We start from the raw sequence: 13,939 nt of genomic DNA, 5'->3' as shown, positions 1-13,939 counted from the left end.
CTTCGGATCATTCGGCGGAGTTTTCAAGGTAGACAAGTTATCAGGCTATGCCGCCTTTCTCGGGCGCAAGGCATCGATCGTGTTGACCAAAACCACCGGCATCATCGTGGGGGCCATGTCGTTCAAGGAGAACATCTTCGATGGTCACACCCTTCCGCAGGTCCTGTGGAACAGACCTGGCAGGTGACCGGAATCTGTCCGACCGTGGCGATCTGCGACCGGGGCTACCGGGAGACCAATCAGGTCGGCGACACAAGGATCCTGAGGCCTTGTCGGCCAAAGAAGACCGACACTCCGTATGAACGGCGCAAAGCCAGACAGCGATTCCGGCGCAGGGCAGGGTTCGAGCCGGTGATCGGTCATCTGAAGCATGACCACCGCATGGCGCGGAACTACCTGAAAGGCGTCATCGGCGACGCCATCAACCTGTTCATGGCCGCTGCGGCGTTCAACTTCAAAAAAAGGATGCGGGCGGTGCGGCATTTTTGGGCTCAAATGCTGCTCTGGATGTTTTCCTAGATCAGATGCAGGCAGACGTGCAAGGCGGCCCCATAGCGGTAAAAGGGCTTTTTCAGGACTGACTAACTATCTGACTCGCATCTGGCCCTTGCATATTGAACGCCGCCTAGGTTATGAAAATTTCCTTTGTAAACTTCAATCAAGATAGATCAATATGCCGCTCGCACTCGTCACCGGAGGCAGTTCCGGGATCGGGGCCGCTATCGCCCGACAGCTCGCTTCCGATGGCCATGACATCTGGCTGAACTACCGCTCCAACCATGCTGCGGCCAACGAAGTGGCCGGAAGCATCACCGCATGCGGCCGCAGTTGTCGCCTGCTGCCCTTTGACGTCGCCTCCTACAAAGAGACGGAGACAGTGCTGGGGCCCCTTCTCCGAGAAGAAACGCCGGATGTACTCGTGAACAACGCCGGGTACGCCCGGGACGGTATCATGCTGCTCATGAGCTCTGCCGACTGGCAGGACGTGATCAACGTCCACCTGAACGGCTTCTTCAACGTCAGCCGAGTGGTGCTGCCCGCAATGCTTCGCAGGCGTCGGGGACGGGTGGTGAACATTTCCTCCACTTCCGGTGAAACAGGCGTGGCCGGACAGACCAACTATTCCGCGGCAAAGGCGGGAGTCATCGGAGCCACGCGTTCTCTCGCCAAAGAGGTCGCCCGGCGCGGAATCCTTGTGAACGCCGTGGCTCCCGGCTTCATCGACACCGGAATGCTTGAGGGCCTTCCTTTGGATGAAATCAAAAAACAAATCCCCCTCGGGCGAATCGGCTCTCCCGAAGAAGTCGCCGGCGTGGTCTCCTTTCTCTGCTCACCAGCCGCCTCGTACGTGACGGGCCAGGTCATCGGGGTCAACGGCGGCATCCACACCTGAAGCGTATGCATCAAGTCGTCATCACTGGCATAGGCCTGGTCTCCTGTCTTGGCATCGGCGTAGATGCCGTGGGCGAATCCCTGCGCAAAGGGCGCAGCGGCATTGTCGTCGATGCCGAAAGAGCCGCTTTGGGCTTTCAGAGCGCATTGACCGGACGCATTTCCGGATTCGACCCGCAGGAATACCTTTCCCGAAAACAGCGCAAGACCATGCCTGACTTCGCCATCCAGGCGCACACCGCCGCGATGGAGGCCATTGGGATGTCCGGCCTCGCCCCCGAAGACCTGCAAAACGACCAGAGCGGTCTGATTTTCGGTTCGGACTCCAGCTGCCTGGCAGCGACGAATCAGGTCGAGCGGCTGCGGGAGTGCGGCGAGACCCGCCTGATCGGCAGCGGCCTGCTCTTCCAATCCATGACTTCGACCATCACCATGAATCTGAATACGATTCTGGGGACGAGAGGTGCCTGTTGGACCCTTAGCGGAGCCTGCGCCAGCGGAGGCCACGCCGTGGGCCAGGCTGCGGACCTGATCGCCTTGGGACGCCAGGAAAGGATGCTCTGTGGCGGCGCTCAGGAAATCAACTGGCAGTCCATGTGCAGTTTTGACGGGCTCGGTGCGTTCTCCAAGCGCATGCACGCCCCGCATCAGGCCTCCCGCCCCTTCGACGCCTCGCGGGACGGGCTCGTGCCGAGCGGGGGGGCCGCCGCCCTGCTGCTGGAACAACGAGATCTGGCGGAGAAGCGCGGAGCACGGATTCTCGGCACCATAGCGGGCTACGGTTTTTCCTCGGACGGAGGCAGCATTTCCGTCCCCAGCGACACAGGCTTGGCCGCAGCCATGCACAACGCCCTTCGAAGCGCCGGGCTCTCGCCCGGGGAGATCGACTATCTCTGCGCCCACGCCACCTCCACGCCCGCCGGGGATGGAGCCGAAGCGCGGAACATCCACGCCGTCTTCGGCGAATTGCGCCCACGCATCTCCGCGCTCAAAGGACTCACCGGCCATGAATTCTGGATGGCCGGTGCCGCGCAGGTGGCCTACACGACTATCATGCGCCAGCAAGGCTTCACGGCTGCAAGCGCCAACTTCGAGACCCCGGACGAACATTCCGCAGGCCTGAACATCCTCACCGAGGCGGACACCACGCCTCCAACCCTGGCCCTCTGCAATGCCGCAGGCTTCGGTGGAACGAACTCCTCCCTTGTTCTGAGGTTTTCGTGATGCGATACGAAGCGGTCGTTGTCGGCGGAGGAATTTCGGGCATGACATCCGCGCTTATCCTGGCGCGGCGCGGCATGCGCGTCGCCCTGGTGGAACGCGATCATCGGCTTGCCCCGGTCCTGCGCGGATTCCGGCGCAACGGCCTGCGCTTCGACACTGGCCTGCACTACACCGGCGGCCTGGGACCGAACGGTCCTCTGCTGCGCTATTTCCTGCACCTGGGGATCCTCCCCGGCCTGGAACTCAAGCCCTATCCCGAGGACGGCTTCGACGAACTGCGCTTCCGGGATACGGGCCTCGCCTTTTTGCAGCCCTTCGGCCGCGAACGTTTTGAAGAAGCGTTGAACCGCAGCTTTCCCGGCAACGGTGATGCGATCAAGGCCTACTTTCAGGAACTGGACCGGGAGTGGGCAGACTCACCTTATCTCAACCCGGAACGTTCCTTCCCGGACGAACCTCTGTCGCTGGCGCACGACGAGCGGTCCCTGCTCGGATTCCTGGACCGCCTTACCCGCGACGACGCCCTCAAGGCGGTTCTGAGCGCACACTCCATCCTCTACGGAGTCCCGCCTGAACGGGCCCTGTTACGTGTGCACGCCCAGGTGGCGGGATCGTATCTCCACGCCGTCCACGGCATCTCCGGCGGCGGGCTCGCCCTGACGCGGCGATACGAGGAGCGCATCGCCGAACACGACGTCGCGCTTTTCCTGGGACGGCAAGCTCGGCGGCTTTGCTTCGATTCCGCCGGGAACCTAGCCGGGCTGCGCCTTGACAACGGAGAGGAACTCTACACGGCAAGGTGCGTATTCACGGCCCCTCCGGCCTCCCTGCCGGGGATGACCCCGGAGACCGTCTTCCGCCCGGGCTATAGGAAACGCATGCGCGGCCTACGCAACTGCCACTCCTCGGCCATGCTCTTCGGCAGATTGCGCCGCACGCCGGATGCGCTGCGCAGACGAAACATCCTTGAATTCCCCACCAGTGACCCGCGCACCATGTACCCCGCGCCAGGGAGGCTGGACGACTCTCCCGTATTCCTCGGCCGGGCGGGAGAACAAGGCGAAATGACGGCCATGATCTGCGTCCCCGAAGAGGTTCGAGAAGAATGGCTGACGGAATCCGGTCGACGCACGAAGGAATATTCCCACTATAAAGAGGGCCTGCGAACCCGGTTTCTGGACATTCTCGTCCGCCGATTCCCGGAGGTCGCGGAGACGCTGGAACCGATGGATTTCGCCACGCCCCTGACCTTTCGGGACTTCGGCTGCCTCCCCCGCGGCGGAATTTACGGTGCGGAGCATGCAGCCGGTCAGTACCCGGTCCTGCCTATGACCAAAGTCGAAGGACTGGTTCTCGCCGGGCAGTCCGTCATCGCCCCTGGGGTTCTGGGTGCCGTAATCTCCGCCTATGTGGCCTGCGGCATCCTGGTCGGCCGGGAAACCCTTCGCAAAGAGGTGCTCGCATGCAGCTGAAGCGGGTCGTGGTCACGGGCATGGGTGCGGTCTCCCCCTATGGTATCGGAGTCGAAGCCCTCTGGGAGGGCGCCTCCAGCGGACAAAGCGCCTTGCGCGCCCTGCCGGGACTCGAGGAGGTGGGCGGTCTGAGGCCGCGCGTTGGCGGCATTGTCCCCGACCTGGATGCGAAACAAATTCCCCGCCAGCAGCGCCGCTCCATGTCCCCCATGTCGATCTTCGCCCTTTTCGCCACGCAGCAGGCCCTGAAGGATGCGGACGCGGAAGTGGACTCTTTTGAGGCGGCCCGCCTGGGGCTCACCCTCGGCAGCACCACGGGCGGCCCCACGGCCCTGGAGGAGTTCTTCCGCAGCTATTTCGCCGAAGGGGGCATCACCAGCATCCGTTCCACCCACTTCTTCAAGGTCATGAACCACTCCGCCGCCAGCAACGTGGCCCAGGCCCTGAGAATCACCGGCCGAGTCGCGGCCCCGTCCGCAGCATGCGCCACTGCGGTGCATGCTCTGATCCAGGGATATGAAGCAATCGCCGGCGGGTGGCAGGACGCGATGCTTTGCGGAGGAACCGAGGAGTTCCACCCCCTCACGGTCAGCACCTTCGACATCATGGAAGCGGCGTCCCATCACTTCAACGACCGCCCCGACGCGGCGTCCCGTCCTTTCGATGCGGACCGCGACGGCGTGGTCTGCTCCGAAGGATGCGGCATGCTGCTCCTGGAGTCCCTGGACAGCGCACGGGACCGGGGAGCGCGCATCCTGGGGGAGATCGTCGGGACGGGCATGAACACGGACCCCTCCAGCGTGGCCAACCCGGACTACGGCTCCATCCGAACCTGCATGGCGCTGGCTCTCGACTCCGCAGGACTCGGCCCCGGAGACATCGACCTCGTCAACGCACACGCCACCTCCACGCCCGCAGGCGACCGGGCCGAGGCCGCAGCGATTCGCGAGCTATTCGGCTCGCGCACGCCTGTGGTCAGCTACAAGGGCTATCTCGGCCATACCCTCGCCGCCTCCGGAGCCCTGGAAACCATTCTTGGCATTCGCGGGGCCAGAGAAGGCAAACTCCTGCCGAACTGCAACCTCGACCGCGTCGACGACGAGTGCGCCGGGATCAACCTGCCCGTCACCTCCGGGGAGCTTTCGGTACGACATTTCATCAAAAACAGTTTTGGCCTGGGAGGAATGAACGCCTCTCTGGTCCTGAGGAGCTACGAATGACCGAACAGGAAATCATCCGGACCGTCAACGACGCGCTCGCCGCAGAGTTCGAGCTTGATCCGGCGAAACTGGTGCCCACGGCAAACTTCAATCCGGACCTCGGGCTGGACAGCCTCGATGCGGTGGACATGGTGATCGTGCTGGAGCAGGCCTTCGGGTTCAAGATCCGCCAGGACGAATCCATCCAGTCGATTCGCACACTGGGAGACCTGCACCAGTTCGTGATCGCCAAAAAGAACACGGTGGAAACCGCTCCGGCGGAACTGACCGAGGTCTCATGAGCACCGCTGCGGCGAACGTCTGCGAGCCCCGCCCCGCGCCCTTGTTCACGGTCTACGTGTATGCCTTCATGCTGCTCTGGACGTTGTTCAGCGCCGTTGCCGGGCCCGTTCTCGCCGTGCTCATCACGACTCTCACCTGGAAGAATCCGCGTCGGACCATGCGCCAGCTCATCGTCGTCTACGGACGGGTCTGGATGTTCTTCATGTCCCTGATCATCCGCATCCGGGTCAGCGGCGACCGCAGCGCCATCAGCGCCCCCTGCATCTATGCGCCGAATCACGCCTCCTTTTTCGACGTCTACCTGCTCGGGGCAAGCCCGATCATGGACATCACGCTCGTGGTCAGGAGCTGGCCATTCCGGATTCCGATCTATGGACCATTCATGAAGTTCGCTCGCTACATCAACAGCGAATCCGCCACCCAGGAGAGCTTCCTGAAGGCCGGGAAGACCGCCCTGAGCGGCCCGACGGCCCTGGTTCTCTTTCCAGAGGGGCACCGCTCCCGCGACGGCGAACTGGGGCGCTTCTACTCTGGAGCCTTCAAACTCGCACTGGAGGCGGGCGTGCCCGTGGTGCCGCTCTGCTTCCACGGCACGTACGACCTCATGCCCCCGGGCAGAAAGAGCCTCCGGCGGCGAAACATTGAAATCCGTTTTCTGGAGCCGGTCCACCCCGACCGTTATCTTGGCCTGCCCGATGGGCACATCCAGATGCGAAAGGATGTCAAGCAAAGGATCGCGGCGGCGCTCGCGGAAATGGACGAAACCAACCCCGCATAGCAACCCCAACAAGGTCGGTGCAATATGGTCTACGAATCCTCGAAGAGACGAATCCTTCTGGCGACGACGGTTCTCTGCCTCGCGGTGCTCATGCTCGCGGGCTGCAAGAGGCAGGTGGTCCACAACGTCATGGACGCCTATGTGCCCAAAAGCTCCACCCACCAGCTGAGCATGGAGCAGATCGAACACGCCATCATCGAAGCCGGTGCCGGGCGCGGTTGGGTCATGTCCACGCAGGAGCCGGGTCTGATCATCGGCACCCTGAACATCCGCGCGCACCAGGCCGTGGTGAAGATCACCTACGACCAGAACTCCTACAACATCACGTACCTGAACAGTACGAACCTCAAATACGACGGTGAAAAGATCCACCGGAACTACAACAACTGGATCAATTACCTGGAGCGGGACATCAACGTCCGCCTGGCCGCAGAACTCTCAAGCAGCAAATAGCCGCCGTGCGGCGCGGGGACGCCCGGGGGGGGGGACGGAGGCACAGGCCGTTGCGCTCCCCAGGGTTCCCGAGCCAGGCCTGCGGGCCTGCCGCACGAACCCGGAGCACGACCATGAACACATCCATTCTTCTGCCCGCCCTGGCTGCGGAGTTTCTGCCGCACGAGGCTCCCATGGCGCTCATCGACCAGCTCGTGGTAGCGGCAGGAGAATCCGGCCGGGCCTCGGCGATTCTCGGGCCGGACCACCTCTTCCTGACCGAGGCCGGAGAGCTCGACGAAGTAGCCTTTCCCGAACTCGTGGCCCAGGCCTACGCCGCATTGCGCGGTCACGAACTTCGTAGCGCAGGCCTTCCGCTCCAGCCGGGCTTCCTCGTCGGCATTCAGAAATGCGACGTCCTCACACCGGCCCGCCGTGGAGATCGACTGGAAATCGACGTGCGGACCGTCGGCAAGTTCAGCGGATTCGCCGTTGTCGAGGGAAACGTGACCCGCGAGGGGAACATCCTGGCCACGGCGAAGATCAAGCTCTATATCCCCGGCGAGGCGGAAGAAGGCCATGACGCATAGACCGTCCAGGGCTCTTCTGCTCCTGCTTCTGCTCTTGCCTGTGCTGGCGGCCAACGCCCCGGCCGGCGAGAATTCCGACATGCTGGAATCCCTGCGCAGGGAGGCCATGGGCGTCACCACCATTACCAGCAGCTTCACCCAGGAAAAACACCTTTCGGTCTTCAACGACACGGTGATCTCGGAAGGCCATTTTTTCTTCCAACGGCCCGGCAGGCTGCGCTGGGAATATACCCGCCCCTTCCGCTCCGGGTTCGTGCTCGACAGGGACAAGGGACGCCGCTGGGATGATCTCGGCGGTGACCGGGACGTGGACCTGGAGCATGATCCCATGCTCCGCGTCGTGGCCGAGCAGATCCTGGCCTGGACCGCCTTCGACCTCGACACACTGAGGAAGCAGTATGAAATCGAGGTGCAGGACACCGGGCCGATCTCTCTGCGGCTCGTCCCGAAGAGTCCGGCCCTGCACGAAATCGTCAGCCACCTGCTGATCCTCTTTTCCGACGACGGCCGGAGCATCGCCCGCGTGGAAATCCATGACGCGGACGGCGACTTCACTCGTCTTTCCTTCCACGACACCCGACTCAACCCGGACATTCCGGAGGGGACGTTCTAGCCATGCGCGGGACGTGGACTTTTCCGGCCTTCCGCGACGGTTGCCGCAAGCACTTGTTCGCGTTGCTGGTCTGCACGGCCCTGGTCCTCGTCGTCAGCGTCTATGCCACGGCCACGGCCCCTCTGCGCAACGACGCCCAGGTCCTGATCCCGGACCGCGGCGGCCTCGCAGTAGATTTCGCGCTGCTTCAGAAGGCCTCCCTCGCCGGGAAGATTCTCATCAATCTGCACGCGGATTCCCGAGACCGAACCGATTTTCTGGCTCCCGCTGCGGACCGGCTGGCCGAAACCCTTCCGGGCCCGCTCATCAGCAAGGTCATCAGCGCTCCCAACGCCGGACTGGCCCGAGAGTTGCCCGAATGGCTCGCGGCCCATGCGCCGATACTGTTCGACCAAACGGATCTGCCGCGACTGGCCGATCTGACGACGCCGGAAGCGGTACGCAAGGCGATCCAGACCGACTACCAGACGCTGCTTTCCCCCCAGGGCGCAGCGTTCAAGGAACTCGTCCGCCTGGATCCTCTCGGCCTGCGCAGCCTGCTGCTCCCACGCTTACGCGGCCTGCAGAGCCTCGCCAAGGCAAAGGTGGACAGCGGCCGTTTTCTCTCCGAGGACGGACGCAACCTGCTCGTCATCGCGGAAACTCCGGTTCCCCTGACTGACGCCGAAGGCGCGGCGCAACTGGACGCTGAACTGCGGGCCGCTTTCCAGAGACTGCCGGAAGGCGTCAGCGGCACCTACGCCGCCGGACAGCGCCACACCCTGGCCAACGCCGAAACAATTCGCTCGGACGTGTCACTCGCCCTCGGCGTTTCCCTGCTCCTGCTGGCGGGCATCTTTCTGCTCTTCCTTCGCTCCCTCCGGTCCATCGCCGTGTTTCTCGTCCCCTGCGGGGCCCTGGTCTTTGCCCTGGCCTGCGTGAGAGCGACGTTCGGCAGCATCTCCGGCGTCGTTGCGGGGTTCGGCGCCGTCCTGGTAGGCATTTCCATCGACTACGCCCTGCATGTGCACTTCGCCTGCGGCACTTCGGGAGAGGATCGCGGAGTCGCGCTCGCGGGCCTAGCGCGCCCGCTGCTTTTCAGCGCATTGACCTCGCTGGGGGCCTTTGCCGCACTGCTTGCATCCTCCATCCCTGCGATCCGTCAGCTCGCCGTATTCAGCATCAGCGGCCTGGCGTTCTCCTTGTTCGTCTCGCTCATGCTGCTTCCCCAGCTTCCGCTCGGGGCACATGCCCGGCCCGCCCCATCCTTATCCTCCCCCACCCGGGAGGACACCTCCCGGCGAGGCTCTTTCAGGCTCCTCGCACCCTACGGGGCCTTCCTGCTCGTCTGCTTATTCTTCGCGCGAGGTGCCCGGGTGGACGGCGACCTGCATTCCCTGGGATACATGGATCCCGACATCGTGGCGCAAGAGCAGGCCATCCACGAAACCTGGGGCGGGGGAAACTCTGGAACCTTGCTCTTTACGCCTCCCGCCCCCCTGGAAGAGGCCCTGCTCTCCAACGACGAGGCCTATGCACTCCTGCGCAACGCGGCTCCGGGCCTGGATTGCGCCAGCTTGGCCGCCCTGATCCCGGCCAGAGAGACCCAGCGGGTTCGGCTGGGAGGCTGGAAAACCCACTGGGAATCAGGACCCGGAAAACAGCTCCGGGACGCCCTGCAAGCGGAGGCGTCGCATCTCGGGTTCGCCCCCACCGCATTCGCCCCTTTCGAAGCCGTTCTGAACGGCGACGTGGCGACCGCAACGCCGAAAGGGGCGCGGGAAGCCGGCCTTGGGGATCTCTTGAACCTTTTCCTGATGCCCGAGGGGAAGGCCTACCGCGTGCTGACCTTTCTGCCCGGCGGTCTGCCCTCCCCGGAGACGCTGGGCCCCGCGCTGGCCCGACGGAGCATGCGGGCCGTCTCCGCTGCAGGAGTCAAGTCCGAGCTGGAGCAGGATGTCCGCAACGACACGATCCGATTTCTGGGAATCTCCGCCCTGACCGTCCTGCTTCTTCTCGTCCTGCTCTTTCGGAATTTCCGCGACGTGGCCGCAGCCGCAGCCCCGCCGCTCTGCGCGGGGCTGGCCGTTGCCGGATTTTCCGGCATGGCCGGAGGCGGGCTGAATCTTTTCTCCATCACCGCGTTCCCCATTGTGCTCGGTCTCTGCACGGACTACGGCATCTTCATGGTCCACGTCAGCCAGGGCCGGGCCGACGCCTCCGCATGGAAGGCCACTTTCGTTTCGGGCCTGACCACCCTGGCGGGTTTCGGCACCCTGATCCTGGCCCGCCACCCGGCTCTGCACGCCATGGGATCCTCCGTCCTCTTCGGCGTCGGGGCCGCCCTGCCCTCTGCGCTTTATGTAACCCCCCTTCTCGCCCGGAGGACGCCATGAATCTGCGGCGCGCCCTCGGAATCCTCGGGCTGTTGCTGTTGTTCGGCTGTGCGGCCCAAGGCACGGGATGTCTGGATGGAACCGCGCCCTCCGGCACCGCGACAGCCCCCAATACGGCCATTGGGTTCTGGACCGCAGGGAACGGGATCGTCATCCTGCAACAGGCCGCAGTGCTCTCCACCAACGGCGCCGAGATGCAGATGGACTGCATGGTGCGCCTCGACTTCTCCGCCCGCACCGCCCGCCTGGTGGCCCTGGCGGGCTTCGGGATGAAGCTCTTCGACATCGAGGCGACCCCGACAACACTGACCGTTCATTCGGCGCTGCCCGTCCTCGACCGCTTACCCCATTTTCTCCAGCACGCCGCCGAGGCGCTCCGCCGGCTGTATCTCACGCACCAGCCCGCTCCCGAAGCCCCCGCTTTCGAGCAGGGCACGGGTCTTGTCCTGGTCACCCGGCTGGAAAACGGGGAGGATCGACACCGCCTTGACCGCACCGGCAGACTGCTTGAAACCCAACATTGCGGGCGCGACGGGCAGTGGACCATCGCCTACGAATACTCGGACAGCGCCCCCGGCGGGCCGCCCAGGACCTCCCGGCTTGATGACACCGCCGCCGGATACCGGCTCACCCTGCAACTCACGAGCGTACGACATCATGAGTAGCCCTCTTCGACAGGCCATTCGCAAAGCCATGACCTCGCATTGCGTCGACGACTCCGGAGTCGCGATCAGCAGATATCGTTTCTCTGCGGATTTTCCAGGATTCCAGGGCCACTTCCCCGGAAATCCGATCCTGCCAGCCGTGGTTCAGGTCCTTCTCGGGGCCGAATCCTCCGGCCAGCCCCACGCCCGTATTCGGTCCCTCAGCCGCGCCAAGTTCACGCGGATGGTTCGTCCGGAAGAAGAGATCGATGTCCGTTGCGAATGCTCGGACACAGCGGAAGGGCTGAGCGCGTCGGTGCAACTTTCGGTCGATGGAGAGCCCGCTTCCTCCTTTCGGCTCGTGCTCGCGGAGGACGGTGGCAATGGCTAAGCCCTACTTTAAACCGGTACCCGGCGCTCCGGCCCCGTTGCGGATCACAGTGCAGCGCACGGTCCGCTTCGAGGAGGTGGACCCGCTCGGTGTGGCTTGGCACGGTCGGTATGCGAGCTACCTGGAAGATGCCCGAGTTGCTCTGGGCGACACGTACGGATTCGGCTACCTGGATCTGCGTGACAACGGCATCATCACGCCCATCAAGCAGCTGCACATTGATTATCTAAAACCCCTGCGCTATGCGGAGCCCTTCACCATCGAGGCCCTGCTGCACTGGACCGAAGCCGCACGCATCAACATCGAATACATCCTTCGCAACCAACGCGCGGAAGTCACCACCACGGCCTACAGCGTACAGATGCTGGTGGATACGGAAGGCGAGCTGATCATCGTGCAGCCCGAATTCTGTAGGGGTTTCTTCACCCGCTGGAAAGAAGGGAAATTGGACAACGCATGAGCCCTAAGGAGCCGGAAATCCGCCCCCTGGCCGTCATCCCGGTCTACAACCATGCGAGTACCCTGCGGCAGGTGGCGGAACAGACCCTTTCGCAGCTTGCGGACGTTCTCGTGGTGGACGACGGCAGCACCGACAACGGCCTGGACGTGCTGCGCGGCCTCGACGTGCATACGCTGCGGCATCCAACCAACCAGGGCAAGGGTGCGGCCATCCTCACCTCCGCGAAGTACGCTGCGGAGCACGGTTTCACCCACATACTGACCCTTGATGCCGACGGCCAGCACGATCCCGCGGATCTGCTCCTCTTTCTCCCGCTCCTGGCCGAGAATCCGGATGCGGTCATCGTGGGCTGCCGCGACTTCTCCTGCCCCAATGTCCCCGGCGCCTCGAAATTCGGGCGCAGCTTCTCCAACTTCTGGCTCCGCGTCCAGACCGGCGTCCGCCTGACCGACGTGCAGAGCGGATTCCGGGCCTATCCCGTAGCCGTGTTGCGCGCCCTGCATCTGCGGGAAAGACGCTACTCCTTCGAAGTCGAGGTGCTGGTAAAGGCGGCCTGGGCAGGATTCCAACTGCGTGAAGTAGGCATCAGTGTGCATTACCCGGAGAAATCAAAACGCATTTCCCACTTCCGGGCGCTGCATGACAACCTGCTCATCACCCTGCTGAACACGAGGCTCACGGCCCGCGCCTTTCTGCCCCTACCGCATCGCCAACTCGGCAGGGACGAGACCGGGGCCATTTCCGCGCTCCACCCGATCCGCTCGCTGCGTCTCCTTCTGGCCGCGCAGAACACGCCGCGCACCCTGGCCCTGGCCAGCGGCCTCGGCGTGTTCGTAGGCGCCTTTCCCATCCTGGGTTTCCACTGCCTGACCCTTGTTTTGCTCACCGGGTTGCTGGGCCTGTCAAAGATCGCGGCCCTGGCTGCCAACCAGCTCTGCATCCCGCCCTTCATGCCCGCAATCTGCATCGAGGTTGGCTACTTCCTCCGCCATGGCCGCTGGCTCACCGAGATCAGCTTCCAAACCCTTGGCTACGAGGCCCACATCCGGCTTCTCGAATGGCTTCTCGGTGCGTTCGTCGTGGGCCCGACAGCGGGCCTGGTCATGGCCCTTGTAGTCTACGCCCTGGCCAGGCCGCTCCAGACGGCGCTCGCCCGCAAGGAGCGGACATGAGCGGTTGGAACAGCGCAAGCCTTGCCTCCTCCTTTCATCATCGGATCTTTTTCCTGGCCATCCGCTACGGCGGCCGCCCCGTAGCCTACGCCATGCTCGTCTTCGTGGTCTTCTGGTACACGATGATGCCGAAAGTCCGCAGGCGCTCGGCCCCCTACATCGAGAGACGCTTCCCCGGCTCCGGCGCGTTTCGCCGCTGGCTGCGCGCCTATCGGCTGAATCTGAACTTCGGGCTCAATCTTGTCGACCGAGCCGCCCTGGGAATCCTCAATGATACCGAGTTCACGGCCAGCGAGCATGACAAAACCCGGATCGCCGACCTTCTCTCCCGGGGACGCGGCGTCATCCTGCTCACCGCCCATGTGGGTTCGTGGCAGACGGCGCTGGCCGCCCTGGACTTCCTCGACCGCCCCCGCAATGTCGTGCTCTACCGAGCCGAAGGCGACGTGGATCGGCACTACTTCGACCACCGACCGGACCGCTCCCCGATCCAGGTCATCGATCCTGCGGGACCGCATGGCGGAACCCTGGAAATGTATGCCGCTCTCCAACGGGGCGAAGCCCTCTGCATCTCGGGCGACCGAATTCTTGGCAGCGACCGGCGCAACGTGTCGGCGAACTTTCTCGGTGATCCCATCGCCCTGCCCACCAGCATATACCGCTTGGCCTCCCTGACCGGAGCGCCCGTGATCGTTGTTTTTTCCCGCCGTGTGCACGGCAAGCGGACGCATATCTGGGTGGAGGACGTTATTGAGGTACCCGCCGATATCGATCCGCAGCCCGAGGCCTGCCGTCCCTACGCCCAACGATTCGCCCTCGGCCTGGAGCGCTACGTCGCCGCCTTTCCGCACCAGTACTTTAATTTCTACAACATCTGGGACAAAGAGAACTGAC

14 protein-coding genes and 1 pseudogene are annotated in these 13,939 nt (G+C 63.8%); all 15 read left to right on the top strand.

The window, feature by feature from the left end:
* Positions 1-61: 61 nt before the first annotated feature.
* Positions 62-519: pseudogene (locus G452_RS18095) on the top strand (transposase); the annotation flags it as partial.
* A 154-nt stretch (positions 520-673) separates the two neighbouring features.
* Entirely contained in the window at positions 674-1,393 is a 720-nt protein-coding gene (fabG, locus tag G452_RS0104805; RefSeq protein ID WP_022661128.1) for a 3-oxoacyl-ACP reductase FabG, read from the top strand.
* Positions 1,394-1,398: 5 nt separating this feature from the next.
* Positions 1,399-2,616, top strand: a complete 1,218-nt coding sequence (locus tag G452_RS0104800; protein ID WP_022661127.1) for a beta-ketoacyl-[acyl-carrier-protein] synthase family protein — start codon at positions 1,399-1,401, stop codon at positions 2,614-2,616.
* Positions 2,616-4,088 (top strand): phytoene desaturase family protein, encoded by a 1,473-nt coding sequence (locus tag G452_RS0104795; RefSeq protein WP_040368277.1) that lies wholly within the window; start codon positions 2,616-2,618, stop codon positions 4,086-4,088. Before G452_RS0104800 ends, G452_RS0104795 begins: the two co-directional genes overlap by 1 nt.
* Positions 4,079-5,308, top strand: coding sequence for a beta-ketoacyl-[acyl-carrier-protein] synthase family protein (locus G452_RS0104790; RefSeq protein WP_022661125.1), 1,230 nt, complete (start codon positions 4,079-4,081; stop codon positions 5,306-5,308). The genes G452_RS0104795 and G452_RS0104790 overlap by 10 nt, the downstream gene beginning before the upstream one ends.
* Positions 5,305-5,589: an acyl carrier protein gene (locus tag G452_RS0104785; RefSeq protein WP_022661124.1), complete on the top strand. Its 285-nt coding sequence runs from the start codon at positions 5,305-5,307 to the stop codon at positions 5,587-5,589. The genes G452_RS0104790 and G452_RS0104785 overlap by 4 nt, the downstream gene beginning before the upstream one ends.
* A complete protein-coding gene (locus G452_RS0104780) occupies positions 5,586-6,368 on the top strand; it encodes a lysophospholipid acyltransferase family protein (RefSeq protein WP_022661123.1) in 783 nt (260 codons plus the stop codon). The genes G452_RS0104785 and G452_RS0104780 overlap by 4 nt, the downstream gene beginning before the upstream one ends.
* Before the next feature lie 24 nt (positions 6,369-6,392).
* On the top strand, positions 6,393-6,821 hold the full coding sequence (locus tag G452_RS0104775; protein ID WP_022661122.1) for a hypothetical protein: 429 nt from the start codon (positions 6,393-6,395) through the stop codon (positions 6,819-6,821).
* Positions 6,822-6,934: 113 nt separating this feature from the next.
* Positions 6,935-7,390, top strand: coding sequence for a hypothetical protein (locus G452_RS0104770; RefSeq protein ID WP_022661121.1), 456 nt, complete (start codon positions 6,935-6,937; stop codon positions 7,388-7,390).
* The gene (locus G452_RS0104765) at positions 7,380-8,003 is read left to right on the top strand and encodes an outer membrane lipoprotein carrier protein LolA (protein WP_022661120.1); all 624 of its coding nucleotides are present in this window, start codon (positions 7,380-7,382) and stop codon (positions 8,001-8,003) included. The genes G452_RS0104770 and G452_RS0104765 overlap by 11 nt, the downstream gene beginning before the upstream one ends.
* Before the next feature lie 2 nt (positions 8,004-8,005).
* The gene (locus tag G452_RS0104760; RefSeq protein ID WP_022661119.1) at positions 8,006-10,378 is read left to right on the top strand and encodes an MMPL family transporter; all 2,373 of its coding nucleotides are present in this window, start codon (positions 8,006-8,008) and stop codon (positions 10,376-10,378) included.
* Positions 10,379-10,410: 32 nt separating this feature from the next.
* Entirely contained in the window at positions 10,411-11,043 is a 633-nt protein-coding gene (locus G452_RS0104755) for a DUF3261 domain-containing protein (RefSeq protein WP_162141271.1), read from the top strand.
* Between the two features lie 362 nt (positions 11,044-11,405).
* The gene (locus tag G452_RS0104745; protein WP_022661116.1) at positions 11,406-11,873 is read left to right on the top strand and encodes an acyl-CoA thioesterase; all 468 of its coding nucleotides are present in this window, start codon (positions 11,406-11,408) and stop codon (positions 11,871-11,873) included.
* Complete coding sequence (locus tag G452_RS0104740; protein WP_022661115.1) at positions 11,870-13,045, top strand: DUF2062 domain-containing protein; 1,176 nt, start codon at positions 11,870-11,872, stop codon at positions 13,043-13,045. Before G452_RS0104745 ends, G452_RS0104740 begins: the two co-directional genes overlap by 4 nt.
* On the top strand, positions 13,042-13,938 hold the full coding sequence (locus tag G452_RS18085; RefSeq protein ID WP_040368275.1) for an LpxL/LpxP family acyltransferase: 897 nt from the start codon (positions 13,042-13,044) through the stop codon (positions 13,936-13,938). The genes G452_RS0104740 and G452_RS18085 overlap by 4 nt, the downstream gene beginning before the upstream one ends.
* The last annotated feature ends 1 nt before the right edge of the window (position 13,939 follow it).

The organism is Paucidesulfovibrio longus DSM 6739 (assembly GCF_000420485.1).
GTDB classification, from domain to species: domain Bacteria; phylum Desulfobacterota; class Desulfovibrionia; order Desulfovibrionales; family Desulfovibrionaceae; genus Paucidesulfovibrio; species Paucidesulfovibrio longus.
This window is presented reverse-complemented; position numbering and strand designations above follow the sequence as displayed.

Coding starts and splice junctions, on each gene's coding strand:
- fabG (WP_022661128.1), top strand. CDS start 674: ATGCCGCTCGCACTCGTCACCGGAGGCAGTTCCGGGATCGGGGCCGCT.
- G452_RS0104800 (WP_022661127.1), top strand. CDS start 1,399: ATGCATCAAGTCGTCATCACTGGCATAGGCCTGGTCTCCTGTCTTGGC.
- G452_RS0104795 (WP_040368277.1), top strand. CDS start 2,616: ATGCGATACGAAGCGGTCGTTGTCGGCGGAGGAATTTCGGGCATGACA.
- G452_RS0104790 (WP_022661125.1), top strand. CDS start 4,079: ATGCAGCTGAAGCGGGTCGTGGTCACGGGCATGGGTGCGGTCTCCCCC.
- G452_RS0104785 (WP_022661124.1), top strand. CDS start 5,305: ATGACCGAACAGGAAATCATCCGGACCGTCAACGACGCGCTCGCCGCA.
- G452_RS0104780 (WP_022661123.1), top strand. CDS start 5,586: ATGAGCACCGCTGCGGCGAACGTCTGCGAGCCCCGCCCCGCGCCCTTG.
- G452_RS0104775 (WP_022661122.1), top strand. CDS start 6,393: ATGGTCTACGAATCCTCGAAGAGACGAATCCTTCTGGCGACGACGGTT.
- G452_RS0104770 (WP_022661121.1), top strand. CDS start 6,935: ATGAACACATCCATTCTTCTGCCCGCCCTGGCTGCGGAGTTTCTGCCG.
- G452_RS0104765 (WP_022661120.1), top strand. CDS start 7,380: ATGACGCATAGACCGTCCAGGGCTCTTCTGCTCCTGCTTCTGCTCTTG.
- G452_RS0104760 (WP_022661119.1), top strand. CDS start 8,006: ATGCGCGGGACGTGGACTTTTCCGGCCTTCCGCGACGGTTGCCGCAAG.
- G452_RS0104745 (WP_022661116.1), top strand. CDS start 11,406: ATGGCTAAGCCCTACTTTAAACCGGTACCCGGCGCTCCGGCCCCGTTG.
- G452_RS0104740 (WP_022661115.1), top strand. CDS start 11,870: ATGAGCCCTAAGGAGCCGGAAATCCGCCCCCTGGCCGTCATCCCGGTC.
- G452_RS18085 (WP_040368275.1), top strand. CDS start 13,042: ATGAGCGGTTGGAACAGCGCAAGCCTTGCCTCCTCCTTTCATCATCGG.